General features: G+C 59.2%; 20 protein-coding genes and 1 pseudogene. 13 read left to right on the forward strand and 8 right to left on the reverse strand.

Annotation, left to right across the window (positions count from 1 at the left end):
- Nucleotides 1-185 precede the first annotated feature (185 nt).
- On the reverse strand, nucleotides 186-788 hold the full coding sequence (locus ACEWFR_RS15160) for a PaaI family thioesterase (RefSeq protein WP_374061845.1): 603 nt from the start codon (nucleotides 786-788) through the stop codon (nucleotides 186-188).
- A 162-nt stretch (nucleotides 789-950) separates the two neighbouring features.
- On the opposite strand from ACEWFR_RS15160, the gene ACEWFR_RS15165 reads away from it, so the two are divergent.
- From ACEWFR_RS15165 to ACEWFR_RS15180, 4 genes and pseudogenes are all read left to right on the forward strand, one after another.
- Nucleotides 951-1,580, forward strand: coding sequence for an MBL fold metallo-hydrolase (locus ACEWFR_RS15165; RefSeq protein ID WP_374061846.1), 630 nt, complete (start codon nucleotides 951-953; stop codon nucleotides 1,578-1,580).
- Nucleotides 1,581-2,033: 453 nt separating this feature from the next.
- Complete coding sequence (locus ACEWFR_RS15170; RefSeq protein ID WP_374061847.1) at nucleotides 2,034-2,357, forward strand: methylmalonyl-CoA mutase; 324 nt, start codon at nucleotides 2,034-2,036, stop codon at nucleotides 2,355-2,357.
- Entirely contained in the window at nucleotides 2,354-3,103 is a 750-nt protein-coding gene (locus tag ACEWFR_RS15175) for a cyclase family protein (protein WP_374061848.1), read from the forward strand. Before ACEWFR_RS15170 ends, ACEWFR_RS15175 begins: the two co-directional genes overlap by 4 nt.
- Nucleotides 3,104-3,289: 186 nt before the next feature.
- A pseudogene (locus ACEWFR_RS15180) lies at nucleotides 3,290-4,175 on the forward strand (hemolysin family protein); the annotation flags it as partial.
- Between the two features lie 440 nt (nucleotides 4,176-4,615).
- Here the strand turns inward: ACEWFR_RS15180 and ACEWFR_RS15185 are convergent.
- Together ACEWFR_RS15185 and ACEWFR_RS15190 are read right to left on the reverse strand one after the other, a co-directional pair.
- The gene (locus ACEWFR_RS15185; RefSeq protein ID WP_374061849.1) at nucleotides 4,616-5,338 is read right to left on the reverse strand and encodes a class I SAM-dependent methyltransferase; all 723 of its coding nucleotides are present in this window, start codon (nucleotides 5,336-5,338) and stop codon (nucleotides 4,616-4,618) included.
- 178 nt (nucleotides 5,339-5,516) lie between these two features.
- Nucleotides 5,517-6,443, reverse strand: a complete 927-nt coding sequence (locus ACEWFR_RS15190) for an ADP-ribosylglycohydrolase family protein (protein ID WP_374061851.1) — start codon at nucleotides 6,441-6,443, stop codon at nucleotides 5,517-5,519.
- Nucleotides 6,444-7,232: 789 nt separating this feature from the next.
- Here ACEWFR_RS15190 and ACEWFR_RS15195 point away from each other — a divergent pair.
- Complete coding sequence (locus ACEWFR_RS15195; protein ID WP_374061852.1) at nucleotides 7,233-8,897, forward strand: acyl-CoA synthetase; 1,665 nt, start codon at nucleotides 7,233-7,235, stop codon at nucleotides 8,895-8,897.
- 454 nt (nucleotides 8,898-9,351) lie between these two features.
- Here the strand turns inward: ACEWFR_RS15195 and ACEWFR_RS15200 are convergent, their stop codons facing one another.
- Complete coding sequence (locus tag ACEWFR_RS15200; RefSeq protein ID WP_374061853.1) at nucleotides 9,352-9,597, reverse strand: acetyl-CoA carboxylase; 246 nt, start codon at nucleotides 9,595-9,597, stop codon at nucleotides 9,352-9,354.
- Between the two features lie 186 nt (nucleotides 9,598-9,783).
- Between ACEWFR_RS15200 and ACEWFR_RS15205 the strand changes: the two genes are divergently transcribed.
- The 3 genes from ACEWFR_RS15205 to ACEWFR_RS15215 are packed head-to-tail and all read left to right on the forward strand — an operon-like array spanning nucleotide 9,784 to nucleotide 13,024.
- Nucleotides 9,784-10,686, forward strand: a complete 903-nt coding sequence (locus ACEWFR_RS15205) for an allophanate hydrolase subunit 1 (RefSeq protein WP_374061854.1) — start codon at nucleotides 9,784-9,786, stop codon at nucleotides 10,684-10,686.
- Nucleotides 10,686-11,651 (forward strand): biotin-dependent carboxyltransferase family protein, encoded by a 966-nt coding sequence (locus ACEWFR_RS15210; RefSeq protein WP_374061855.1) that lies wholly within the window; start codon nucleotides 10,686-10,688, stop codon nucleotides 11,649-11,651. Before ACEWFR_RS15205 ends, ACEWFR_RS15210 begins: the two co-directional genes overlap by 1 nt.
- A gap of 17 nt (nucleotides 11,652-11,668) precedes the next feature.
- Nucleotides 11,669-13,024, forward strand: a complete 1,356-nt coding sequence (locus tag ACEWFR_RS15215; RefSeq protein ID WP_374061856.1) for an acetyl/propionyl/methylcrotonyl-CoA carboxylase subunit alpha — start codon at nucleotides 11,669-11,671, stop codon at nucleotides 13,022-13,024.
- Nucleotides 13,025-13,082: 58 nt separating this feature from the next.
- Here the strand turns inward: ACEWFR_RS15215 and ACEWFR_RS15220 are convergent, their stop codons facing one another.
- The 3 genes from ACEWFR_RS15220 to ACEWFR_RS15230 all read right to left on the reverse strand — a co-directional run bounded on the left by ACEWFR_RS15220 (nucleotide 13,083) and on the right by ACEWFR_RS15230 (nucleotide 16,801).
- Complete coding sequence (locus ACEWFR_RS15220) at nucleotides 13,083-13,844, reverse strand: LamB/YcsF family protein (protein WP_374061857.1); 762 nt, start codon at nucleotides 13,842-13,844, stop codon at nucleotides 13,083-13,085.
- 210 nt (nucleotides 13,845-14,054) lie between these two features.
- The gene (locus ACEWFR_RS15225; protein WP_374061858.1) at nucleotides 14,055-15,164 is read right to left on the reverse strand and encodes a glycosyltransferase; all 1,110 of its coding nucleotides are present in this window, start codon (nucleotides 15,162-15,164) and stop codon (nucleotides 14,055-14,057) included.
- A gap of 275 nt (nucleotides 15,165-15,439) precedes the next feature.
- Nucleotides 15,440-16,801, reverse strand: a complete 1,362-nt coding sequence (locus tag ACEWFR_RS15230) for an O-antigen ligase family protein (RefSeq protein ID WP_374061859.1) — start codon at nucleotides 16,799-16,801, stop codon at nucleotides 15,440-15,442.
- 699 nt (nucleotides 16,802-17,500) lie between these two features.
- Here ACEWFR_RS15230 and ACEWFR_RS15235 point away from each other — a divergent pair.
- From ACEWFR_RS15235 to glmS, 4 genes are all read left to right on the forward strand, one after another.
- Nucleotides 17,501-18,772, forward strand: a complete 1,272-nt coding sequence (locus ACEWFR_RS15235) for a sugar transferase (RefSeq protein ID WP_374061860.1) — start codon at nucleotides 17,501-17,503, stop codon at nucleotides 18,770-18,772.
- Nucleotides 18,773-18,841: 69 nt separating this feature from the next.
- A complete protein-coding gene (locus tag ACEWFR_RS15240) occupies nucleotides 18,842-19,651 on the forward strand; it encodes an undecaprenyl-diphosphate phosphatase (protein ID WP_374061861.1) in 810 nt (269 codons plus the stop codon).
- 895 nt (nucleotides 19,652-20,546) lie between these two features.
- Nucleotides 20,547-21,734 (forward strand): sugar phosphate nucleotidyltransferase, encoded by a 1,188-nt coding sequence (locus ACEWFR_RS15245; RefSeq protein WP_374061862.1) that lies wholly within the window; start codon nucleotides 20,547-20,549, stop codon nucleotides 21,732-21,734.
- Entirely contained in the window at nucleotides 21,734-23,524 is a 1,791-nt protein-coding gene (gene glmS / locus ACEWFR_RS15250) for a glutamine--fructose-6-phosphate transaminase (isomerizing) (protein ID WP_374061863.1), read from the forward strand. Before ACEWFR_RS15245 ends, glmS begins: the two co-directional genes overlap by 1 nt.
- Before the next feature lie 22 nt (nucleotides 23,525-23,546).
- Here glmS and ACEWFR_RS15255 read toward each other — a convergent pair whose 3' ends face one another.
- The gene (locus tag ACEWFR_RS15255; RefSeq protein WP_374061864.1) at nucleotides 23,547-24,434 is read right to left on the reverse strand and encodes a glycosyltransferase family 2 protein; all 888 of its coding nucleotides are present in this window, start codon (nucleotides 24,432-24,434) and stop codon (nucleotides 23,547-23,549) included.
- A 132-nt stretch (nucleotides 24,435-24,566) separates the two neighbouring features.
- On the opposite strand from ACEWFR_RS15255, the gene ACEWFR_RS15260 reads away from it, so the two are divergent.
- Entirely contained in the window at nucleotides 24,567-25,784 is a 1,218-nt protein-coding gene (locus ACEWFR_RS15260) for a substrate-binding domain-containing protein (RefSeq protein ID WP_374061865.1), read from the forward strand.
- Nucleotide 25,785: the final 1 nt, after the last annotated feature.

The raw sequence follows: 25,785 nt of genomic DNA on the forward strand, positions 1-25,785 counted from the left end.
TTGGCCTGCAGAGGTCATCCATGTTCGACTCAACGCCTAGGTCAAGTACATTCGAAGGATCCACACACAGCCACGCCGTCTTGCGATTTCCCCGTTTTGCCGGGCTATCCGATCTGCTAGCGCAGTCTCGGACTCCATCCGCTGCCGAACCGCTACATGCCCAGGGGAGGCCTACAGCGCTCGAGTCAGCGCCCCTCGGCTCGATCGCCACGCAAGACCATGTAAGTGGTCGAGAGCCGTGCGACGAGTTTTCCCTCAGATGTCTGTACATCACACTGGACGAGACCGAGGGTCCGGCCTCGGTTGACGACCGTGGCCGTCGCCTCGAGGCGGTCCTCGAACACCGGCCGAAGGAAGTTAATCTTGAGTTCGATGTTCGTCGTCGATTCGCCCTCCTCGAGCGTCGTCATGAACGCGACCGCAGTCGTCGTGTCCGCCAGCGCGGTGATGACGCCGCCCTGAACGGGACCGCCCCGGTTCGCGTGCCGGCTAGTTGCCTCCATCGAGAGGACGGCTTCGCCGTCGCCGAGTGACTCGACCTCCCAGCCAAGCAGGTTTCCGATGGGAGAGTCCGAGGGTGGTCCCGGTGAGGGGAGATCGAGATCGTCATTGGTTTCCCCGCGCCGCCGTGCCTCAACGGCTTCCATCCCCTCCCGGACACGCAACTCCCGGCGAAGGGCATCCTTGAGGACCCCGTCTGGATCGTTACTTACCGCTTGTAATCGGTCGTACTCGGACGCTGATAGCGACAACTCGACCGTCCGCGTTTCATCCCCGTTGTCGACCATAGTCACCCGATACAATAGATTACTATGTGGAGGTTGTGCCTCCGGCAGGCAGACTGAGCTATCCAAAGCTATCGATCGCTGCTGTGACGAGAGTTGATCGCTGTCACCCCCTCACATTATATGAGGATTAGTAACAATGCCCATAGTGAGATGAGGAGTGGCATGGAAATCCGACCCGGAGTGTACAGCTACGAATTGGAATGGGCGTACGATGAACCACTTGGGGTCCACGTACTCGACACCGAGCGCGCTACGGTCCTGTTCGGCGCCGGAAGCGAGGATACTGCCGACCAACTGACCGAAATCGCGACTGCACACGGTATCGATGTCGCTATCGTCGAACACGGCGATACCGACCACTATGGGGGCGTCCCGGCGTTGCGCGCGGCCACCGACGACCTCGACGTTGCCGCCCCGGCCGGCGATGTCGTGGCTCTCGAAGCGGCCGGGCTCGAGGTCGACGATCCGCTCACAACCGACAACATCTATTGGGGCATCACCCCGATTGCAGCGCCCGGCCACACGCCGGACAATATGGCCTATCTCTACGAGGAGATTCTCGTGGCCGGAGATACAGTTGTTTCCGCTGACTCGCCGTTCGCTGCGGCGGGGGACTGGAGCGGGCCGTTGGCAGTCATCGCCCCAGACTACAATGCCGACGATGAGCAGACGCGCAACAGCGTCTCGGTTCTCACCGAGTACGAGTTTGAGACGGTCCTGCTTAGCCACGGTGACAACGTCACGGAGAGCGGACACAACCCGGTCGAGACGCTCATCGCGGACCTCGAGTGACCGCAAACAGCACAAAGTCAATCCGAACCGCTCTGGTGTCCGGCGGTTGGAGCCGGCACGGAAACGGACTACCTGCAGCCATTCGGGCGTTAGGGAGGGGAGGATGTCAAGTCGGCTTCTAACGGGACGTCTCTGAGTACAAGGTGCAAGAGTGAACACTGCAGGAGGAACAGACGTTCATCGAACAGAGTTTCGAAACGCTCGACGATCTCTTCTATGTGCTCGGTACCGACGGCGCTGTTTCGGTAAAGACCTACGCGACGATGAACAAGATCATGACAGTCTTCGTAGAACACCACGGTAGCTATCAGGAAGAAATCGCGCCCGGTAGCGTTCGACCCACAGATCACGGGATGGGGGCCCGTTTGACCGCGCATCTGCTCAGCGGTGAGTTGTGCGATGATTATCTTCCCGTCCGATAGAACAATAGGCCCGCCAAGAATAGCTCGTTCTGTGAATATTGGGAACAAACAGCAATCGATTCGATGTCTCACGGCGAAAGTCGGACTCAACAGCCACGACCGCGGCGCACACGTCATCGCGCGTGCATTCCACAAGACGGGCTTCGAGGCCATCTACTCCAGGTTGCACAAATCCCTCGACGAGATCGTTCGGGCGGCAGTCCAGGAGGAGGTCGCGAGCCCCTTGGGCACCCACGACACGCTCGTCCCGAAGATCACGGACGGCCTCAAAGAGGGTGTTGCGGCGATCTTCGGCCCGATCACGTCGGCCGAAGAAACGATCGAGTTCGTTCGTGAGACCGCTCTGGAACGATGACTGCTCGAGATGGCGCTACAGGGAACGACGACGGGATCGATTCGAATGGCCGAGAGACAGCTGCCATCGACGAAGATACCGCGGACTGGGTGGATCTCACCCAGCCGTTCGACGCCGACGTACCGCACTCGGCGGCGCTCCCCGCGCCCGAGTTCGAGACGCTCAGTGACGTCGATCGCGACGGAGCCAACGCCCAATGGATCGGAACGCCGACTCACGTCGGGACACACGTCGACGCGCCCCGACACATGATCCCTGACGGTGCGACGATCGACGAGATTCCGCTTGCTCGGTTCGTCGGCGACGCGACGGTCGCGGACGTGAGCCGTGACAAGTCCGAAGCGATCCCTGCGGACGAACTGGCAGCGGCAGCGGGCGACGTTCGATCCGGCGATATTCTCCTCGTCCGGACGGGATGGGGCGAGCGGTACGGCGACGAGGACTACGAGCGCTATCCGTGGTTCGCGGCCGGTGTCGGCGATTGGCTGCTCGAGCAGGACGTGTCGCTGTTGGCCGTGGACGTCCCGAGTCCCGACCGACCCCGGGCGACGCGACCTGACGACTGGGACGACTACCCTATCCATCAGACGCTGCTGTCTGAGGGTGTCCTCATCGCGGAACACCTCAGAATCCCGCATTCGCTGGTCGGCGCTCGTCCGACCGTCTTCGGATTTCCGCTGGCCCTCAGGCGAGGCGACGGAGCGCCGACGCGGTTCGTGGCAGCCCGATCAGCCTCGCCGTACTAAGTCCCGGCAACTGACTTATCGCTTGGATGGAGACGAGAAAAATTTCTCAGCGGTATTTGGTTGTCAACCGGCGCTCTCTGGATCGACGGCTTCTCCAGCCCAGCCACATTCGCAACTGACCCGTGCGTGTGCACCGTTATGCGGATCGAGTGACGGCTGGATCAGCTTCAATTCATTACCGCACCCTTCTATTACAACTCTATCCGGGAATTGTCATCTTCAACGGGGCGGCCAACGCGTTCACGCGGTGGCTCGGTGTGCCACCCGCTTCCGAAACGGATGAGACACTCGGTGAGCAGGAGCTCCTTCGGGTGCTAACACAATCCGGCGAGGGCGGGGACATTGACGTGGCAGAAGTGACGATGATCGAGCGCGTCTTCGATCTTGACGACACCGTGGTGCGGGAGGTCATGGTTCCACGACCGGACGTGGTGAGCGTTCCGGCGGATGCCACACTATCCGAACTTCATTCAATCGTCTTAGAGGCCGGACACACGCGCTATCCGGTGCTTGATGCCAACAACGGTGACCAAGTGGTTGGATTCGTAGATGTCAAGGACATGCTGCGAGCAGAGGTTGACAATGGGGATGCCGAGATAGTCGATGACATCGCCCGCGACATTCTCATCGTCCCCGAGACAATGGCAATTAGCGATCTCCTGATACAGTTCAGGGAGGATCGACAGCAGATGGCGGCGGTCATCGACGAGTGGGGAGCATTCGAGGGGATTGCAACGGTTGAAGACATCGTGGAGGCCCTCGTCGAAGACCTTCGAGACGGGTTTGATCTCGATGAGCGCGAACCCTCGATGCGCCAGCATGACGATGAGGGTACGACATTGACGGAGGTGTCCAATTGTCGAACGTTAACAATGCTCTGGCTGGAGACTTCGAAAGCGAGGAGGTCGAAACGATCGGTGGACTGGTGCTCGGGCAACTCAACCGTGCGCCAGAACCTGGCGACCGCGTCGAGGTCGACGGTCACGTCGTTGAGGTAACGAGCGTCGAGGGGACCCGAATTTCGACGGTATGGGTCCATGAAAAAGATCTCGATGATCCAGCGGTGGACTGAGTGGAGTATGGACTTGATCAGTTGGTCTGTTCGGCTTCTCGCCGTTAGTTAGCCAGTCAACCAACTTGATGTCGTGATCCGTCACGCCGATGCACTCACAGCACGGTTTACCAACCCGAACATTCAAGCCCGGCTCAACGCCTCGATCGTATTCTTTCGTGCTGGAAAAGCGAACTGGGAGAGTGTCCAGAGCAAACACTCGCAGCTGGAAACGATGCTTGAGATACCTGCCCCCAGGTGCGGGCAAACGCCTGTACGCTCGTTGCGAACGCCGACATCCCGGTTTCAGTTGAGACACTCCGCGACCTTCGAGCGAATACTCTCGACGACACTGTCAGAGATCGTGCGGAGAGTGCTCTTCAAGAGTTCACGAGTGAATAGGGCAGGTCGCCATCAGAGCTAGTGCAAAAAGAGACCGGGTATGGATTATCGGAGATGACCTACTCCGCGACGCCGACGATCCATCGCCACCGCTGTTCGACGGTGCCTTCGAGGCCTGCGAGCAACGCACGTGCCTTCGTGACGCGCTCGTCGACGGTGAGTTTCGGATAGAGACGCGCCGCCATCGCTGGAATCGCGTGGAAACGCCGAACGTCCTCGGCCGTCGTCGCAAAGCACCAGGTACCCGTGGTGACGGTAAACTCGTTGGCGAGCGCCGCCTCGACCGCATCTGCGCCCGTTGGCGACCGCGACTCCCGCTCGAGGTCCGCGAAGACGTCCGTTCCGTCGGCATCGACCCAACCAAGCGGCGCGACGGCACCGACGACCCCGTCCGGACGCAGGACGCGGGCAGCCTCCCGCGCCGCGACTGCAGGATCGGGGACGAGAAAGAGCGACGCGGTAAACGCGACGCCGTCAAATGAGTTGTCGACGAACGGCAAATGATCGAAGTCTGCCTCGATCCGCGGCGCAGCCTTGAGTTTGCGCAGCATCTCGCGGCTGATGTCCAGCGCGACCGTTCGCTGTGCCCGCTCGGCGAAGACGCGCGTGCTCACGCCAGTGCCGGCACCGGCGTCAAGGACGGCGTTGACGGGGCTGTCCACTCGAGCCGACAGTTCGGCGGCCAACAGTTTTGCGAGGGCGGTGAACCGGCCGGTTCGCTGCTCGTAGGCGTCGTAGGCGGAGACGCTGTCGTCGAAGTTCGTCCGGACGGCGGCCTTCATACGCTCCGCAACGACTGGCGACGGAATATGTATTCCCATCGGTCAGGTTGGTAGTCCCCCACTTAATGACTTGCAAAAGGGGGACGCCCCCTGGAATGTGAACTACAGAGCCACTCGAAACAGAGCGAAGCCAGTCATCGAACAGTCTCGAAGAAGAATTGCCGAGCTACAACTGAGACTACTTCGATCGTTTCTTGGTCAGTTCAGATGCTAACTGTCGCAGCTCGTCTGCTTCGTCAATCTCGACGAGCCATCGTTCCGGAAGAGCATCTGCACCGAACCGGGCACCTGCGACTGCGCCGGCAACAGCACCAATCGTATCCGTATCGCCGCCCATCATCACCGCGTCGACAATCGCATCTGCAGCACTCTCGGCGGTTAGCCCGTGATACAGACCTACCTGCAGCGTCGTGACGACGTATCCCGAATTTTCGAGGGAGATATCCACCGGTTCACCACGGAGGGCGGCAGTGATCGGTTCAACGGCACTTCGAATCTCGTCAGGGAGGTCTGGGCCAAGATCATCTAAGACCGGTTCGAGTGGCCGCTCAACATCGGTCAGGAGATTGGCGAGCGTCCGATTGAAAAGCACGCAACTCCACTGACAGCGTGGATCGGCGTGCGTAATTGCTGACGACTGCCGGCTGACCTTGACGAGTTCGTCTGGTGCGTCTCGATACGCGATCGCGTACGGCGCACACCGCATCAGGCTGCCGTTGCCAGCGTTGCTCCCCTCTACGCTCGCTTCCCACTCACGGTGGCCAGCTTCGTCCCACGGTTCGCCGTTCTGGATTCGCTGGAGTGCACTCGAGGTCATAATCCCGATGTCGAACGGACCAGAACGCTTCCACTCGACGAATCGCGCGGCAACGTCTTTTGGCTCAAATGTGCCGTGTTCCGCGAGACTGCGACCGATACAGAGTGCCATCTCCGTATCGTCAGTGATGGTTCCTGCGGGCTGCCCGTGAGTCCCGTGAGCGAGCATTTCGGTTACCCGCCCGCGCGTTTCCTTGACTCGGTTCGGGTTCTGGAATTCGACTGGGCGTCCGAGTGTGTCCCCACATGCCAGCCCCAGTAAGATTCCCTGTGCTCGTGATTGCGCCATACAGTAAGACTCACATATCTGGTTGCTACTGGTTGTGGTCCAAGGAACTGCCAAGTCAGTATCTCTGAAGTCGTGAATCGAAAAATATTGGCCGAGTTTGATACTACGTTCGAACTACCGAATCAGCCACGACCACAGGCACATCTCTACACATGAATGATTCTGATCAGTATCGATTTCATGATGGCAATCTGGTTCTGGATGAGCAACCGACCGATTCAGTCGACAGAGATGAACCGATCAAACCTGGGGAGGAGACAGGCTATCGTGTCGCGGTGAAATCAGGAGCAATTGATGCCAATGCGAGGCTTCGAAATACCGTTCAAGAGTACAGTCAAACGCTCGAGTTTGGGTCAAGATCCCAAGTCGAGCACTATGTAAAGAAACTATCCGCGTCGGATGGTGAACTTCGGATTCAGACAGCTGCTCCGAATGACCTGATAATGTTCAGGCATATCTTCTCGCAGAGCACAACCCTTCTGAGCGTGTCATACAATGGTTCTCAACAGGTATTATTCACGGGATATGTATTGAACAAAGCCAATGACTGGCGAAACTACAGGCTCATACGCGAATTGAGTGCTGTATAATCGTCAGGTAGAGGGTGTGAGACGTATTCTATGACACGCGGGTATCCACTAATTCTATTTCCGTTGTTAACCATTTGTCCATTTTCACCTTACCTTTTTGTTACCGGCCGCCAACGTGTCATTTGTTATCGCACCGAGCGAGTGAATACTGGAAAACCATGCCACGGCACCATAGCCACCTATGACACGAGGACAACGCTTGGACGCATACCACTTCTACGAGGACGACTGGGACAGTTACGAGCAGTTACACGAGGCGTTCGAGTGGGACGTACCCGATCGATTCAATATGGCGACGTATCTGTGTGATCGGTGGGCCGACGACAAGAGCCGCGTCGCACTGTTCGCCGCGGATGCGGCGGGTACCGAGGAGACGTACACGTTCTGGCAGATGCGAAACGTGACGAACCGACTGGCGAACTACCTGCGGGCACAGGGCGTCGAAGAGGGCGATCGGGTTGGCGTGAACGCACCGCAGCGGCCGGAGACGGTATTCGCTCATCTCGCCGCCTGGAAACTCGGTGCGATGTCGGTCCCCCTCTCGACGCTTTTTGGCCCCGACGCTATCGAGTACCGACTCGACGACTGCGATGCCGTCGCGGCCGTCGTCGACGAATCCAATATCGGGAACTTCCGGGAGGCCTGTGAGTCGCTGCCAGCCCTCGATACCACGCTGACCGTCGGTGACGTCACGCCGGACGAGGCGGTCGGTGAAGCAGCCTTCTGGGACGCCATCGACGACCTCTCTCGAGAGTTCGACACCGTCGAGACGGACGCCGAGGACGACGCGATTCTCATCTACACGTCCGGGACGACCGGCGATCCGAAGGGCGTGCGCCACGCCCAGCGACTGATACTCGGACACCTGCCGCTTTTCGTCACGACCTTCGGAAACATGGACCTACAGGAGGGCGACGTGTTCTGGACGCCCGCCGAGTGGGCCTGGATCGCGTCCCTGTTCGACGTGGTAATGCCCGCCCTTTACTACGGGAAGCCGGTCGTCGCCTACAACGGGGGGCAGTTCGACCCCGCAGCGGCCTTCCAGGTCATCGAACAGTACGGCGTCTCGAACTTCTTCGCGCCACCGACCGCCCTGCGCATGATGATGCAGGTCGAGGACACCGATCGGTTCGACGTTGGGACGCTCAGAACCATCGCCAGCGGCGGCGAGTCGCTGGGCCAGTCCATCGTCGACTGGGCACAGGACACCTTCGGGGACACCGCCGTCCACGAGGGCTACGGTCAGACCGAGGCGAACATGCTCATCGGCGACTGCACCGCCCTGACGGAGTTCCGCGAGGGCTATATCGGCCGTGCCGGCCCCGGTCACGAGGTGACAATCGTCGATCCCGAGACAGCCGAACCGACCGTCGAGACTGGTGAGACCGGCGAAATCGCCGTTCGGTACGAGAACAACCCCGTCTGTTTCGTGGAGTACTGGAACAAACCGGAGAAGACGTCAGGCAAAGTACGAAACGGCTGGCTGCTCACCGAGGATCTCGGGCAGATGGACGAGGACGGCTACGTGGCGTTCGTCGGACGGAAAGACGACGTAATCATCTCCGCGGGTTACCGTATCGGCCCGGAAGAAGTCGAGGACAGCGTCGCCGGCTACGAGGCCGTCGCTGACGCCGCGGTGATCGGCGTTCCCGACGACGAGCGCGGGGAGGTGCCGAAAGCGTTCGTGGTGCTGACCACCGACGCCGAACCGAGCGACGATCTGCGAGAGTCGATCCGCCAGCATGTCCGCGACCGCCTTGCGAAGTACGAGTACCCGCGCGAAATCGAAGTTGTCGACGAACTTCCCAAGACCGCCACCGGCAAAGTCCGGCGGGCCTCGCTGCGAGACCGTGAGGGGATCTGACGTACGCGGGTGAGGATGTCACGAATCGTGTTCGGAAAACGCGTGGCCGGCGTTCTCGGCCATTTCTTTCGCTTTGATATCTCACGATTACCCCAGTCACGCCGATAGTTAAACGATGAATGAGGGCCCTGTGGGTCCGTTATGACTGTTTGTCAGCCATTGCTACGAGTTCTGCTAAGGGATCGATATCGACCGCCCGTCCTCACCCTTGATACAGAGGATCACCTATACCCGGTAGCTGATCCTGAAGGCAACCAGTTCGGTGTCCTGTTCCGAGTGCAAGACGATGAGACCTTTATCGTCGACTTCGAGCCAGCGACAGGGAAGTAATCCTTAGAAATCAATGTACTGTGATTCCCACTCTCGCCGCTCTTGCAGTTGCTCGAGAACGCTCGTATGCAGTTGAAAATACGACGACAACAGTGCTCGAACTCGGTCGGTGATCGAAACGGCGTCAGTTGGTCTCGAGAACCAGGAGTTCGTCACCGGCGTCGACTTCCTGTTCGTTTTCCGCGATGACCTCGGTGATCGTTCCGTCCGCAGGGGCCGTGATATCGTGGAAGTTCTTCATGACACCGACCAATCCGACGACGTCTCCCTCGGCGACCTCGTCACCTTCGTCGGCAAACGTTGCTTCGTCCGGATCCGGTCGCGTGTAGAAGACGCCGGGCATCGGCGATTCGATGTGTTCTGTCGTCATTTATGATATCTTATGCTTAAATAGATCCTCCAGACATATAATACTTGACAAAGCTATACCCTTACCACACGGGCGTAAACACGCACTGACAGATTTGTTTACGAGTTATTATGATCACACATACATATTCACCATCCTAATCTAGTCGGTATCTATACAGTGATAACCGTCCTCTCATTCAGCAGGATGAGTGAGAAAACGATAACTAGACAGGAGCTTCAGTCTCCGCGATACGAGTACGGGGGGGACGACTGGGTGTTCGTCGAACTCGCCGAAGCGATGAGTTTCGATGCGAACTTCAAAGCACAGGCGATTACACAGGAGATTCGGCAGAACAGTCTCGAGGGACTCGTCGAGGTCGCACCGTCGAACGCCTCCTACCTAATCCAGTTCGATCCGAGCGTACTTCACCCGGACGAACTGATCGATGAGCTGAAATCGCTCGAGGAGGAGATCGATGTCTCGGAGTACCAGTGGGAGGCACGGGTGTTCGATATTCCCGTCTTTTACGACGATCCGTGGACGCACGAGACGCTGATGGACTTCCGAGAACGCCATCAAGACCCGGACGCGACGGATCTCGAGTACTCCGCAGAACTCAACGGCTTCGATTCCGTCGAGGCGTTCATCGATCACCACTCCGGCGCACCGCACATGGTGACGATGATCGGCTTCGTCCCCGGGCTTCCCTTTTGCTTCCAGATGGTTCCACACGACGAGCAGATCGAGGTGCCGAAGTACGAGCAGCCGCGGACAGCGACACCGAGCCGTGCGATCGGATTCGGTGGCGCGTTCACCGCGATCTATCCCGTCCCCGGGGCCGGCGGCTATCAGCTCTACGGTCGAACTCCCGTCGAGGTGTTAGACGTCGACCAGGAGCTGTCGGCGTTCGAAGACTCGATGGTACTTCCGAACCCGGGAGACATCCTCAACTTTCGGCAGATCGATCACGATGAGTACGATGCAATCCGTTCGGAGGTCGAAGACGGGACCTACCAGTACAACTACGATCGGGTCGAGTTCGAGACACAGGCGTTCTTCGACGATCCACACGGATACAACGAGCAACTTCTGGAGGTGCTCGACTGATGCGTATTCTCGACGGTGGACTCGTCACGACCGTTCAGGATACCGGCCGGTACGGACACTATCACATCGGAATGCCACCCTCCGGCGCAATGGACCAGTTCGCCCACAAAGTCGGCAACTGGCTCGTCGGAAACGACGAATCAGATGCGACCCTCGAGATGACCTATATGGGAGCGGAGATCGAGTTCGAGGAGGACATCGTCTTCGCCGTTACCGGTGCAGATATGGATCCATCCCTCGAGGACGAACCGATCCCGACGTGGACTGCCGTCCAGGCCGAGGCCGGCGACACCCTCAGCTTCGGGTTCGCAACGGAAGGCGCACGCGCGTATCTCGCAGTCGCTGGTGGTATCGATATCGAGCCGGTGATGGGGAGCCGTGCGACGTACACCCTGATCGGAATCGGCGGCCACGAGGGTCGGTCGCTCGAGGAGGGCGACAAACTCCCGATCGGTGAATCGTCAGCGGACACCGACGAACTACTCGGCGCTTCGATCGACGAGGCGGATCGGCCGGATTACTCCCAGAGCGAGATCAACGTCGTGATGGGACTCTGTGACTATCGGCTCACCGACGAGGGACGACAGCGGTTCCTCGACGCCGACTGGAACGTTTCCGACGAGGCCGACCGGGTCGGCTACCGGTTCGAGGGGCCGGATATCACCGATATGTTCGAAGAACGCGAGCAGCCCTTCGGTGCCGGAACGGACGTCACCAACGTCGTCGACCTCGGCTATCCCGTCGGCTCCATCCAGATGGCCGGTCAACCGATTATTCTGATGCGAGACGCCGTTACGGGTGGCGGCTACGTGACCGTGGGAACCGTCGTGAGTCCCGAGCGCGATGCGCTCGCCCAGTGTCGAACACATAGCACCGTCGATTTCACCGCCGTCGACGTCGAAGAAGCACTCGAGATTCGTCAGGAGCGAGACGCCCATCTCGAAAGCATTCAAGAGTCGTTGTAGTGGGGATTCTCCAGTAAATGATTGACAAAGTACTCGTCGCGAATCGAGGCGAAATAGCAGTCCGCGTGGTACAGGCAGCGAAGGAACTTGGAATCGAGACGGTCGCCGTTTACAGTGACGCCGACGAAACAGCGAAACACGTTCGCCGCGCCGACGAGGCCGCTCACGTGGGATCCTCGGTCGCCGGCAAGAGCTATCTCGATCAGGAGTCGTTGCTGGACGCAGCAGCCGAAACTGGGGCCGATGCGATCCATCCGGGATACGGGTTCCTTGCGGAAAACGAGTCGTTCGCCCGTCGGGTCGAGGAGTCCGAGTTCAGCTGGATCGGCCCCCCGTCGGACGTGATGGCCGACTTCGGTGAAAAGACGAAAGCACGAGCCATTATGGACGCGGCGGGCGTCCCGATCGTTCCAGGAACGGACGAACCGATCGACGATCCCGACCAGGTGAAAGACTTCGCCGAGGAACACGGCTACCCGGTCGCGATCAAGGCGGACGGCGGTGGCGGCGGTCGCGGGCTGAAAGTCGTTACCGGTCCCGAGGAGGCCGAGGAGGCGTTCACGAACGCCAAACGTGAGGGCGAGGCGTACTTCGACAACGACGCTGTCTACGTCGAGCGCTTCCTCGAGAACCCACGCCATATTGAGGTTCAGGTCATCGGCGACAGCCACGGGACCGTCCGCCATCTCTACGAACGCGACTGCTCGGTACAGCGTCGTCAGCAGAAACTCATCGAGGAGACGCCCTCGCCTGTCCTCGACGAAGAGACGCGGGAGGAACTCTGTGAAGCCGCCAGATCGGGCGTTGCAGAAGCCGGGTACAGCAGCGCCGGCACCGTCGAGTTCCTCTACGAGGACGGTGACTTCTACTTCCTCGAGGTGAACGCTCGGATCCAAGTCGAACACACGATCACCGAAGCGGTGACGGGCATCGATATCGTCAAAGAACAGTTCCGCGTCGCTGCAGGTAAGGAACTCTCGTTCGAACAGTCCGAAGTCGACTCTCGAGGTGTTGCGATGGAGTTCCGTATCAACGCCGAAGATCCCTCCGAGGAGTTCAATCCGACACCGGGAACGCTCGAAACGTATCGACCGCCGACGGGAATGGGAGTCCGCGTCGACGACGGTGTCAACGAGGGCGACAGGATCAGTCCGTTCTACGATTCGCTCGTCGGGAAATTTATCGTTACCGCACAGGACCGTCAAGAGGTACTCGAACGCAGCAAGCGAGTCCTCGAGGAGACACAGATAGAGGGGATCTCGACAACAATTCCGTTTCATCTCGCCGTTCTCGAGGACGACGTGTTCGTCGAGAGCGACCACACGACGAAATATCTCGATCAACAGTTCGAAGGGGTAACTGAGTCCGAGTAGGCGGACGGCACCGCCCAATGGGACGGTATTCGGTCGAACGGCGCGGCACTTTGGTCATTCACACGAGTTCGTCGAGACGAGCTCGTTCGATCCCTTCGGCCTCGAGTCGTTCGTGGATCGTCTCGAGCAGTTCGACCGAGTTCGGCCCGTCACCGTGGATACAGATCGACGACGCGGGAACGTCGATTACTGTTCCGTCGACGGCCTCGACTTCGCCCCGCGTCGCGATGGAAATGACCCGATCTGCGACCAGGTCCGGATCTTTCGGTTCGACTTCTTTCTCGACGATCAGCGTGCGGTCGGGGTTGTAGTCGAGGTCGACGTACCCTTCGAAGACGGCGTCTAACTCGTCGTACTCCTGGGCGACCTCGTAGATGTTCATATCGGTTGCCAAATAGACGAGACTAGGATCGACCTCGAGAAGCGCTTCCATGACGGCACGGCAGTGAGCTTCACTCTCGGAGAGCATCGAGTACATCGCACCGTGAGGTTTGACGTGCTGGACGCTCGCTCCGTGGCGATTCGCGAATGCCATCAGCGCACCCAACTGGTAGACGACGTAGTCGCGCACTTCCTCGGGCGTCGCGTCCATCGACCGGCGACCGAATCCCATCTTGTCCGGGAGGCCGGGATGGATCCCGATCCCGACATCGTGTTCCGCAGCGAGGGAGACGGTTTCACGCATAACGTGAGGGTCACCTGCGTGGTAGCCGCCAGCGATGTTCGCAGAGGTGACGTACGGCATCACCTCGGCGTCGCGCCCCATCGTCCAGTTGCCGAAGCTCTCGCCCATGTCGCAGTTAATATCGATTGCAGTCATCGTCCGGAACCTATACTGTTCGTTCGTCGTCCTCATACTTGAGGTATTATGGCCACCGAGTTGTCGAGAACACACTGCACTGAACGCTCGAGCCGACTGGCTTCGAGTCCGATATTGCAGCGAACGTCAGCGAGGCCAAGCAGATTGATGCCCGAGAACAGTACCAGCTGGGCGACCAACTTGCTGTCGTGATCGAGCACGCCGACACACTCACAGCACATCGCGATAGACCTCGACGGTTTTCTCGAGCATCCGCTCACGGTCGAACTTGCTGCGGACGCGCCGTTGTGCATTGATCGAATAGCGCCGATATCGATCGGAATCTTCGAACAGTGTTCTCGCAGCCTCGGCGATTCGGTCAGGGTTTCCGGGAGGAACGGTGAATCCGGTTTTCCCGTCGACGCTAACGAAGGGGACGCCGGTCGGAAGCGCAGTGTTGATGACCGGGAGCCCGTGACTCATCGCCTCGAGTTGAACGATGCCGAACGATTCGTTTTCTCCGACCGACGGAAGGACGAAAATGTTTGCGTCGCGATACAGCTGTTCCAACCGATCGTCCGAGACGAACCCCTCGAACGTCACCTTGTGCGAAACCCCCTCCAGCGCTGCATGCCGCTCGAGCGAACGCCGGGCGGGCCCTTTTCCGACAATCGAGAGCGATGCATCGAGGCCGTTCATCGCCGAGATGAGGTATCTTACCCCTTTGAACTCCACCAGCCGTCCAACAAACAGGAGCGTGTTTCCGTCGAGTGTCCGAGGCTCGATTTCCGTCTCCTGAACGTCGATACCGAGCGGAATGACCGTCGCTTTCTCCTCGAATTTCGAGATCCGAGCACACGTCTCTCTCATGTTCGGTGAGGAGACGATGATGGCTTGCGCCTCACTGAGGACCCGATCGAGTATCGGATTGTACGGATAAATGAATGGTTCCTTTCCGATTATATCGTCGTGAAACGTTACGACGACCGGAACGTCACCTGTTCGGTTGAGGAGATGGCTCACCGGACCGAGCGGAAACGGCAGATGGTAGTGGACGATATCTGCCCATGCAAGCTGTTGGCGCAGTCGATACGGGAACGTCGGACTGATCGGTGTCGATTTGACGTTCCCGAGGCTCCCGGTACGAATGATCTTCGTTCCGTCATCCTCGTCGACGCTGCCCCGTCCGCGAGGCTGTGATGTGAGAACGCGAAACGTAACGGAATCGATCCCGGTAACCAGGCTTCGAACGATATTCTGTATCCCCCCGGTAAACGGGTAGTAGTACGTACACACCTGCAAGACGTTGACCGTGTCGTCAGTTGCTGTGGTCTCTGGCATTGATCGATATCGAACGGTAGTTCTGACGACGATAGTCGACGAGAGACCCCGAACAAATCGTGAACCAGCTATTTCGACGGCTGGAAGCCGCGCTGGCTACAGGACGATCGGGGAGCCGAGAGACCGATCCGACTGGATACACCGGATATCGTCGCGTGCTTCGTCCCACGGGTCGTTTCTCTCGAGGAGTCATGATTCCGCTGTGTGTGAAAAAGTGAAAAAAACTTCGATTGTGCGAGGGGTGACGGACAGTTCGCAGGGATTGCAGACGGGCGTCAGTGGTCGCGACTGGTTGCTCTCCACGACGCCCCGACCACGCTTCCAGCCAGTATCCAGTAGATCGCATTCAACGATTCCCGCTGGAACGCAATCGTCCAGAACGAATAGGTGTAAAACCCGACCATCGCGGCAAGGATCCCGACCCATATCCATTTCTCGTCAACGGAGGACCGTATGAGCTGTTGTATCCCGATCCAGGTAGCAGTTGCCACGCTGATCACGTACGCCAAAAACCCCGGAACGCCCGTTGCGACCAAATTTGCCAGGAACAGGTTGTGAACGCCCCATCGGCTGTTAACTACTCGTTCGAAGTTTTCCCCGCCGCCGATACCGAACACCGGATACCGAGCGGCGATATCGATAGCGGCCGCATACTGTCTCAGACGGACGTTTAGATTATTCGTCTGAATCAACAGTATCTCATCTCTTCCCGCTGCAGTTGCAGCAATAGTCCAGGCGATCACGGTCGCTCCGACGAGCACCGAGAGGGGGACAAGCATCGCCCGGGCTCGATACAGTTCGTAGCGACCGAGAACGCGGTAGAACCAGTATAGCAGAACGATACCGATGACCGCATACATAGCGAGCATTCCCGAATGCGAACTACTTGCGAGAACGCTCACGATGCCGAGCGAACCGGCTAGTGAGAGTACCGTGTGTACGCGGGACTGCGCCACTGCTGCGACGACCAGTGGGATAAAAAAGATAGCCATCCCGACCATGATACGACTCTGGCCAATGGGTGGACCAACGTAGAGTACCGTCGAATCGACCGGGAACGATGTGAGCGAGGGTGCTGGCCATATTTGTTGCAATTCGGCTCCGAGAACGCCGAGGTGACTCGGATATCCACTCTTTCCGGAGAACACTTCGTCGACAGCAAAAACGAGCGCACCGCCGAGTGCATACACGAGCGGATAGATAACGGACCGAACGTCGGTCGTTCCGACGAGTAATGCCGCCGTGATGAGCAATAGCCCGTACCGAAGCTGCGTTTGTGCGTAGAGAAATGCTTCAGTACTCGACGGGCCGTTCCCGACAACGCCCGCGAGAAACGTCCAGAGCACGAAGAGCAGGAACGAGCCGATAGTCAGCCGGCCGCTGTTGCCCAGGTTCGAGAGGGAATCGTACTGCTGCCGGACGAGGAGACAACACAGCGTACCCACCAACAGCACGTCGACGATGCGTATTTGACGACCCCCGATATGGGAACCGGTCACGACGGCAGTGATGTTGAACACTGCAAGTACGATCGTTGCGGCGCAGATCCCCTCAAAGACGATCTTCATCGAGTATATCGCGAGGACGTACGTTGTGGCTGCCGCGATGAGTAGCCGCGTTACAGAGATGTCCGTCACGATCGCCGCTGACGGGACAACGAAAACGAACAGGGTGATCAAGAGCGCTGCAGACACGGCATAGGCATCGCTACCGGTAGTCGAAGACCGAACGAGAGACGTGGAAAGCCGTCGTGTAATCGGTGGCTTATCTGCCATACCTGCCTTGGATGCGAGTTATTTCACAGAAGGATAACCCTACCTATACCGACGATGCGACTGACAGCCATCGAAATGCTTCCGATCGCAGGTGACTCTGAGGTTCCGTCGCGTTGGGGCACATCGGTTCGGCCCTGCCAGCGAAGCACACCGACTCACCACCCTGGTGTTCGCGTCGGGAAAACCGGAAGAAGACGTCATCCTATGAGGACTGAAATGTCGAATGGGTGTATATTTCACAGTGTGTCTTTGTCTCTCACTCGTGACGACAAAACCCCTATACTTTTATTTTAGGTGTGCCTAAAATCGCCAATGGCCGCGGACGAACAGTCACAGTTGATGGAAACGGTTCAGGGGAAAAAGGCGACAATACGCCCGAAAACCGCCTATCGTCTCCTGGCGTTCACAGGAACGATTACGCTAACAGTAGCTTGTTTTCTCATCGTAAATATCCCGGTGATTCGGCTATCGTTTGACAAGTATTTGATCACGCTGGGCGGACCGTCGACACAGTCGGCCACCAGTACCGAACCACGTCTCACGCTCGCAGTACTGGTCGCTGTGACAGTCATCGGAGTGCTTCCGCTCTGTAAACCGCAATCGCGGCGCATTCTCGATACGATCATCACCGCGCTCCGGTCGCTGTTGATCGTTGCCCTGTTTTTGGCAACTATCGGATACTTCGGCTTCTCATTTCGTCTTCCCCAGACAACGCTCGTGCTACTGGTTGGATGTCTCTCTGTCGCGTTACCGCTATGGTTCGTCGGTCTACAACAGTTGCAACTCAAACGAACCGACGGAACCCTTATCGTTGGAACCGATCCGAACCAGATCGAGGCCGCAATTCAGGCAACGACGAAGCCGATTGTCGGCTACACGTACACGTCAACACACTCGAGTGAAGACGGGCGTGAGACCCAACTCAGTACTGACGGAGGCACCGAGAAGACAGCCCCAAAATTAGCGAAATTCGAGCGGGTGGGCGAACTCTCGGTGTTAGACGAGGTTCTCAAACAGTCGAACGTCGGCACAGTCGTTCCGGCCCTGCCCCAGACTGATCGTGCCGAGTTCTTCGGCATTCTCGAGGCGTGTCATCGACACGACGTTAGCGTCGAGATACTCGACGAACACAACGAAAGCGTTCTCGTCAAAGAAGAGCAGGCCGTCGCAGCCGAGAACCGCTCGAACCTCGTCGGCATCAACCTGCAACCGTGGGATCTACAGAACCGCGTGTGTAAGCGCCTGTTTGACCTGGTTTTCGCCGGTCTCGGGCTCCTCTGTGCACTGCCACTACTGATAGGGATTGCTATCGCCGTGAAGGTAGACAGCCCTGGACCCGTTTTCTATACCCAAGAGCGGACGACACAGTTCGGAGAGACGTTTCAGGTGTATAAATTCCGGAGTATGATCCCGGAAAGCGAATCAGCGGTACCCGGTGACGACCACGATCGCATCACTCGGTTCGGTCGGCTCCTTCGCAAAACGCACCTGGATGAACTCCCCCAGCTCTGGGCAATCATTATCGGTCAGATGAGCGTCGTCGGACCACGGGCAGCCTGGACTGCAGAGGAGCAACTCCTGCAAGACGAGATACAGACGTGGCAGAAACGATGGTTCGTCAAACCGGGACTGACTGGACTCGCTCAGATTAACAACGCCTCGAGTGAAACTCCCCGAGCGAAATTGCAGTACGATCTCACGTATATCAAAAACCAATCACTCTGGTTCGATTCGAAGATCGTCGTTCGACAGCTTTGGATGGTATTCATTGACGTAATATCGCTCCTCACGTCGAGGATGTCGAGTCGAACCGACCGTGAAACCGGGACGTAGAGCTCCGAATCGACGGCCGAACGCATCCCCAGACGGAACAATCATACCGTTCGATCACTCCCTCATTGTATGGATCGGGAATTCCTCATCGCACTCATCGCCGGCGTTTTTCAGGGGATTTTCGAGTGGCTGCCGATCTCGAGTGAGGGAAACGTGGCGGTCGTCCTCTCGGTGCTCGGGAGTTCTCCCGAAACGGTGGTTGCGTTTGCATTGTTCCTTCACCTTGGCACTGCGCTCTCGGCGACGGTTTACTACCGTCACGATCTCTGGGACCTTCTTACGCTTCTTCCTGTCTGGCGGGCGGATACCCGCTTTGACGGCGAACAGGCGGTACTCACGTTTCTCGCCATTGGGACGCTCGTCTCCGGTGCCGTCGGTATCACGACCTACGTACTCCTCATCGATCTGTTCTCGAGACTGACAGGCGGTGTACTCGTCACACTCATCGGTGCGTTCCTCGTCCTCACTGGTGGATTTCAGTACGTTTCGCACGCAGATCCCGGTGGCAGACGAACGACACCGGACGGGATCGACGCGGTACTGGTCGGCGTCGCACAGGGATCGGCCATTCTGCCGGGCGTATCCCGGTCGGGCGTAACCACCGGAACGCTCCTGCTCCGCGGGCACGACGGCACACAATCGTTCCGCCTTTCTTTTTTGCTTTCGATCCCGGCCTCTGTCGGTGGCGGCCTGCTCGCATACTCGGATTCCGGGCTTGACATCAGCATCCTCGCTGCGGCAGTTGCGCTCGGTGCCGCCGCCGTCGTCGGCTACGCAACTATCGGAACGCTGCTTCGCATCGTCGACGAACTCCCGTTTTGGGGCGTCTGTATTGGCCTCGGGATGCTAGCGATACTCAGTGGACTCATGATCGTCTGACCAAAATTTTATCACACTTCTTGACATGGTCCTGTTCAGGACGACCCCTTCTCGCACCGCATTGACGTTCGTCCCGTGTCTCGAGCGAACGGCGGCTGGGGAAAGACAGTTTTTCGGAGAGAACGGAGGTTTCTACGTCGCTGGGAGCGAAACGACGAACTAACACCACTTCCGGGGCCGACGCCGTTTGCGGTGTGATATAGTACTACTGAAACGATTTCCACACCGATCGCATAGTCCGCGGTTCTTACTCGCGGTGCTCGCTTTGCTCACCGTTCGCATTTCTGCGGTTCTCGCTCACTATGTTCGCTCACGGCTCGCTTTGCTCACCGTTCGCATTTCTGCGGTTCTCGCTCACTATGTTCGCTCACGGCTCGCTTTGCTCACCGTTCGCATTTCTGCGGTTCTCGCTCACTATGTTCGCTCACGGCTCGCATCGCTCACCGTTCGCATTTCTGCGGTTCTCGCTCACTGTGTTCGCTCCGAACCGCATCCGCTCCGAACCGCATTCGCTCCGAACCGCATCCGCTCCGAACCGCATCCGCTCCGAACCGCATCCGCTCCGAACCGCACCCGCTCCGAACCGCACCCGCTCCGAACCGCGCACGTTCCGAACCGCGCTCCAGTCGTGCGATCAGATGTGCAGTGACTGTCAGTGGTATAGGTATCCGACACGGTCAGACGGCTATCGAATCACGGCCGATGGGTGCCGCACGTTCGCAGTCCGCCTGGGGTCTCAGAACGAACTATTCGTTCTATCGACGGGAACCGACCGAGCCGTGCCACACAGCACGTACTCACGTCGACCGTTGGCCGTGATTGCTGATACCCACCGTAACAGGCGGTATTCGACCGAGACAACAGTACTAAGGAGTTACCGTCATCTGATACGGTCATGAACTCGGTCTCCGCTGTCGTCCTCGCCGGGGGCGAGGGGACGCGGCTTCGCCCGCTGACACAACACCGGCCCAAGCCGATGCTGCCGGCTGCGACCACGCCGATCCTCGAGCACGTCTTCGATCAGTTGCTCGCGGCCGGCGTGACGGAGATCACGATCGTCGTCGGCTACGGACGGAACCGCGTCCAGACCTACTTCGGTCCGACGTACAAGAACGTCCCATTGACGTACGTCACACAGAAGAATCAGTTCGGGAGCGGCCACGCACTGCTCGCCGCCGAAGACGAGGTCGACGGTCCAGTGTTAGTCGTCAATGGCGATCAACTGGTCGAGCACGGAATTATTACCGATGTTCTCGACGCGCATAGGAAGACCACTACGGCGGCGACGCTCGGCCTCCTTACTCACATAGATGTCGGCGAGTACGGTGGTGTCCTCCTTCGTGACGGACAGGTTACGACGATCGTTGAACACCCCGAGGACGAGCGCCCGTATCGTCTCAACGCGGGCGTCTATCTGTTCGATTCCCGTATTTTCGATGCGATTCGCGCCGCCGACCCGCATACCGGCGAACAGTCGTTGATCGACGGGATCCAGGAACTTCTCGCGTCGGACGCCGTCGTGCAAGGCGTCATCTCGGACGGGCTCTGGACCGATGCAACGTATCCGTGGGACCTACTCGATGTCTCGTTCGAACTGTTCGAGGCCGGCATCGTCGACGGCAGCAAGGGCGCGACCACCGAGGCATCCGCGACGATCCACGAGTCGGCGGTCATCCGCGAGCCGATCGTCCTTGGCCCCGACTGCGAAATCGGTCCCGGAGCAGTCGTCGGCCCATACGTCTGTTTGGGCGACAACGCGACGGTCGGTTCGAACGCGGTCGTCGAGCGAAGCGTCGTCGATGCGGATACGCGCATCGGAGCCGGAGCGACCGTCGTCGATTGCGTCACTGGGGTCGGCGTAACGATCGGTAACGGGACGACGATTCCCGGCGGCCCCGGAGATGTCCGCGTCGGCGATCGTATCTTCGAAGACGAACACCTCGGTGCATTGCTTGCCGATCACGTGACGGACCGGGGTGGAAACACGTATGTCCCAGGCGCGATTGTCGGCTCGGATGCGGTGGTCGAAACCGGTGCGACCGTCCGCGGAACGATACCCGAGGGGACGGAGGTACGGCCCTGATGTGTGGCATTATCGGCTACACCGGGACCGAGAGAGTCGCCAGTGATATCCTGCTGACTGGCTTGTCTGGACTCGAGTATCGTGGCTACGATTCCGCTGGACTGTCAGTTTCGGGCGAGTCGTTGATGGTCTACAAGCGTCGAGGCGAGGTGTCGGCCCTCGAGGCCGCCGTTCCGGACGAGGGACTCGACGGCACGGCCGGAATCGGGCATACTCGCTGGAGTACGCATGGGCCACCGACTGACGAGAACGCTCATCCACATACGGACTGTACCGAATCGGTCGCCGTGGTCCACAACGGTATTATCGAAAACGACCAGTCGCTCCGAGACGAGCTCGAGGCCAGTGAGCACACGTTTGAGAGTGCGACGGACACCGAAGTCATCCCCCATCTGATCGAGAATGCACTCACGACGGGGGCCAGCCGCGAGGAAGCGTTCCGGGAGGCAGTCTCCCGACTCGACGGAAGCTACGCCATCGCGGCGGTGTTCTCCGACAGCGAAACGGTATACGCTGCGCGTCACGAGTCACCGCTCGTGCTCGGAATCGGGGACGACGGTCACTATCTGGCGAGCGACGTGCCAGCGTTCATCGAGTACACGGATCGAGTCGTCTACCTCGATGACGGGCAGTTCGCGCGGATCAACCCTGCAGGTATGGTCGTCACCGACGCACAGGGTGCCATCGTCGAAACCGCTATCGAGACGGTCGCGTGGGATCCCGAGGACGCCGGCAAGAGCGGGTACGATCACTACATGCTCAAAGAGATTCACGAACAGCCACGGGCGATTCGCCAGTGTCTTCGCCAGCGCGTCACTGAACTAGATGGGGACGTGACGATCGAGGAATTGGCATCCCTCGACTGCGACGGGCCGGTACAGTTCGTCGCGTGTGGAACCTCGTATCACGCTGCCTGCTACGGCGCACAACTGCTGCGCGAGTGGGACGTGTCGGCTCAGTGTTTTCTCGCCAGCGAGTACGACGCAGCCTCGATACCAGTGTCCGACGGGACGCTCGTCGTGGGTGTAACCCAGAGCGGCGAGACGGCCGATACGATGCGTGCACTCCGCGCTGCGAATCGCACCGGTGCGACGACGCTCGCGCTGACGAACACTGTCGGCAGTTCAGCCGTCCGGGAGTGCGATCACGCGATGCTCATCCGTGCGGGCCCGGAGATCAGCGTGGCCGCGACGAAGACGTTCGCGAGTCAGCAGGTCGCGCTGGCGATGCTCGCGAGCGTGCTCTCGGAGACGTGTTCAGCACCCCCGGTCAAACGATTGCGTACCCTTCCCGATCAAGTCCAATGGGTCTTGGACACGTCGAACGCCCGGTCCATCGCGGAGACGTACGAAGATGCCGACGCCTACTTCTTCATTGGGAGAGGGTACAACGCGCCCGTCGCCCGCGAGGGTGCGCTGAAGATGAAGGAAATTACGTACAAACACGCCGAAGGGTTTGCGGCCGGCGAACTGAAACACGGGCCACTCGCGATGGTGAGCGATCGGACGCCTGTTTTCGCGCTCGTCACCGGCGACGCAACCGCCACGAGGACGCTCGGGAACGTAACGGAAGTCGAGGCGCGCGATGCACCCGTCGTCGCGGTGACTGATTCGCCCGCGGACGTCGATCAGTATGTAGACCACGTCTTGGAGGTGCCAACCGCGGGACCACGTCTCACGCCGATCCTCGCGAACGTGCAGTTACAGCTGGTGGCGTACTGGGTGGCGAACCGATTAGGTCGGCCGATCGACAAACCACGGAACCTGGCGAAGAGCGTGACCGTAGAGTGACGGCTACTATACCGCCTCACGGTCAACGAGGATCCGGTGCGTCCATCGGCGAAGAGACGGTCTGTCGCAGATAGCCCCCCGTGATCGACCACTTCTGGATACACGCGAGCAGATACCACAGGAGAAATTCAGTGAGTGAGCGGTACGCTCCGGACACCCTCTCGTGGAACGCAATGGGATTTACCGGGAGATAGTGTCGCGGATTCAGGGTTGTTTGCACACTGAACCGATCGCCGTGATACGCCCGGATCTCTCCGCGACCCCGGCCGATCCGAGTACTTTGAGCGATAAGTTCACCGACCGTCGACCGAGCGGGATGATAGAGCGTGATGTCGGGCTCGAACACGAGGTCGAAGCCGGCCTCGTGGACGCGGCGGCCGAACTCGAGGTCCCCGTTTGAACGCAATCGGCTGTCAAAGAGCCCGACGGCGTCGAACACCCGCTTGCGGGTCACGACACAGCACGTCGGTGCGAACCGCTTCTCTCGGACGTATTTTTCGACGTCGAATCCGGTGGTAGATCTGTAGCGGCCTATCGTGCCGTCGTCGGTGACAAGTTCGACGTTACACCCCATGTAGTCCCGGTCGTCGGCCGTCATCTTGTCGGTGACCGACTCGACGTAGTCGGTCTCGACCCACATGTCCGCGTCGACGAACCCGAGGATGTCCCCCCGTGCAACTTCGATACCGGCGTTTCGAGCCGCGTAAGAGCTTTGAACGTCCTCTTCGACGACGTGGCGAACACGGTCCGACTGCGCAAACTCCCGGCCGACGGCCGCTGTTTCGTCGGTCGATCCGTTGTCCGCGATGACGACTTCGTAGTCGGTTGCAGTCTGGTTGAGGAGCGAGTCGACGGTCACTCCCAGCCCCTCTGGATCGTTGTACACGGGGATGATGATGCTCGTTTTCACGCGCGTTCATGGCCGGATCGATAGGCTCACGAGTTAAGTTCATCGTTTCCGAAGACGAACGCCCGTCGACTGATACCCCTGGCCGGCGGCAAATGTAAAGTCATTTTAGGGTAGCCAAAAAATACGGCGTATATGGCCGAATACGAAGGCGACGACCACCGGAGTGACGCGACCGGACGGGGCCGGCGACAGTTCCTGAAACTCACCGGAACAGCGACCGGAGCCGTGTCGCTCGTGGGGTGTGCCAGCAACAGCGACGAGTCGACGTACGAGCGAGAGGGGTCGATACCCGATCCCAAGACGTACACGGTCGACGAACTCTTTTCCCTCGAAGAGTGGCGGGGGTCCGGTCCGCTGATCGACGACCGCCCCTCGGAGTACACCGGCCGGTCGATGCTCGATCTTCCGGATCTGCGGGGCGAACTAACGGTCTACCTCGGCGGCGGCGAGGGCGGGCTGTACGCGAACCTGATGAAGCGGGTCCAGAACACGTACCAGGACTTCATCGTGAACATCCGAGAGGCGCCCTCATCCCAGCTTGCGAACACCATCAGCGAGGAGGTCAACGCCGGCCAGAGTCCGGCGGACATCTTCTGGGCAATCGACGCCGGATCGATCGGCATCGTCGCCGAAAACGACGCGACCGTGTCGCTCCCGGACCACCTCGTCTCCGAAATTCCGGACACGTACCACCCGACGGATCAGTGGGTTGGGGTCATGGGTCGAGCCCGAAGCATTCCCTACAACACGGAGGAGTTCTCGGAGTCGGAGATTCCAAACGACATCTTGACGTTCGCGCAGGATTCACGATTTAACAACGCGATGGGTTGGGCTCCGACTTACGGCGCGTTCCAAGCGTTCGTCACCGCGATGAGACTCATCGACGGGGAAAGCGAAGCGCGCCAGTGGCTCAACGGGATGCAAGAACAGGGCGTCAACACGTACGACAACGAGTTGGTCGTCGCCAACAGGGTCGCGAGCGGCGAGTTGAGCGCTGGGTTCTCAAATCACTACTACTCGCGGCTCGTGTTCGAAGAGCGTCCCAACGCCCCGCTCGATCTCGCGTTCACGCAGGGCGACGCGGGCGCGCTCGTGAACTGCTCGGGAACCGAGATCATCAAGAACACGGCAAACGAGACGCTGGCGGTGGATTTCATCCATCACCTGCTCAGCATCGAAGCCCAGGAGTTCCTGGCGACGCGGGGGTACGAATATCCGCTGCTCCCCAGCGTCCCGCCGATCGGAGACCTCCCAACTATCGACGAATTGAACCCGCCGGATTTCGATCTCTCCCAGCTCGCGGACCTCGAGCCGACGCTGCAACTCATGCGCGAGGTGGGCGCACTCTAAC

Source organism: Natrinema sp. H-ect4 (assembly GCF_041894845.1).
Taxonomy (GTDB): domain Archaea; phylum Halobacteriota; class Halobacteria; order Halobacteriales; family Natrialbaceae; genus Natrinema.

Coding starts and splice junctions, on each gene's coding strand:
- ACEWFR_RS15190 (WP_374061851.1), bottom strand. CDS start 6,443: ATGGCGCAATCACGAGCACAGGGAATCTTACTGGGGCTGGCATGTGGG.
- ACEWFR_RS15240 (WP_374061861.1), top strand. CDS start 18,842: ATGGATCGGGAATTCCTCATCGCACTCATCGCCGGCGTTTTTCAGGGG.
- ACEWFR_RS15175 (WP_374061848.1), top strand. CDS start 2,354: ATGACTGCTCGAGATGGCGCTACAGGGAACGACGACGGGATCGATTCG.
- ACEWFR_RS15160 (WP_374061845.1), bottom strand. CDS start 788: ATGGTCGACAACGGGGATGAAACGCGGACGGTCGAGTTGTCGCTATCA.
- ACEWFR_RS15205 (WP_374061854.1), top strand. CDS start 9,784: ATGAGTGAGAAAACGATAACTAGACAGGAGCTTCAGTCTCCGCGATAC.
- ACEWFR_RS15245 (WP_374061862.1), top strand. CDS start 20,547: ATGAACTCGGTCTCCGCTGTCGTCCTCGCCGGGGGCGAGGGGACGCGG.
- ACEWFR_RS15165 (WP_374061846.1), top strand. CDS start 951: ATGGAAATCCGACCCGGAGTGTACAGCTACGAATTGGAATGGGCGTAC.
- ACEWFR_RS15220 (WP_374061857.1), bottom strand. CDS start 13,844: ATGACTGCAATCGATATTAACTGCGACATGGGCGAGAGCTTCGGCAAC.
- ACEWFR_RS15260 (WP_374061865.1), top strand. CDS start 24,567: ATGGCCGAATACGAAGGCGACGACCACCGGAGTGACGCGACCGGACGG.
- ACEWFR_RS15225 (WP_374061858.1), bottom strand. CDS start 15,164: ATGCCAGAGACCACAGCAACTGACGACACGGTCAACGTCTTGCAGGTG.
- ACEWFR_RS15215 (WP_374061856.1), top strand. CDS start 11,669: ATGATTGACAAAGTACTCGTCGCGAATCGAGGCGAAATAGCAGTCCGC.
- ACEWFR_RS15185 (WP_374061849.1), bottom strand. CDS start 5,338: ATGAAGGCCGCCGTCCGGACGAACTTCGACGACAGCGTCTCCGCCTAC.
- ACEWFR_RS15200 (WP_374061853.1), bottom strand. CDS start 9,597: ATGACGACAGAACACATCGAATCGCCGATGCCCGGCGTCTTCTACACG.
- glmS (WP_374061863.1), top strand. CDS start 21,734: ATGTGTGGCATTATCGGCTACACCGGGACCGAGAGAGTCGCCAGTGAT.
- ACEWFR_RS15210 (WP_374061855.1), top strand. CDS start 10,686: ATGCGTATTCTCGACGGTGGACTCGTCACGACCGTTCAGGATACCGGC.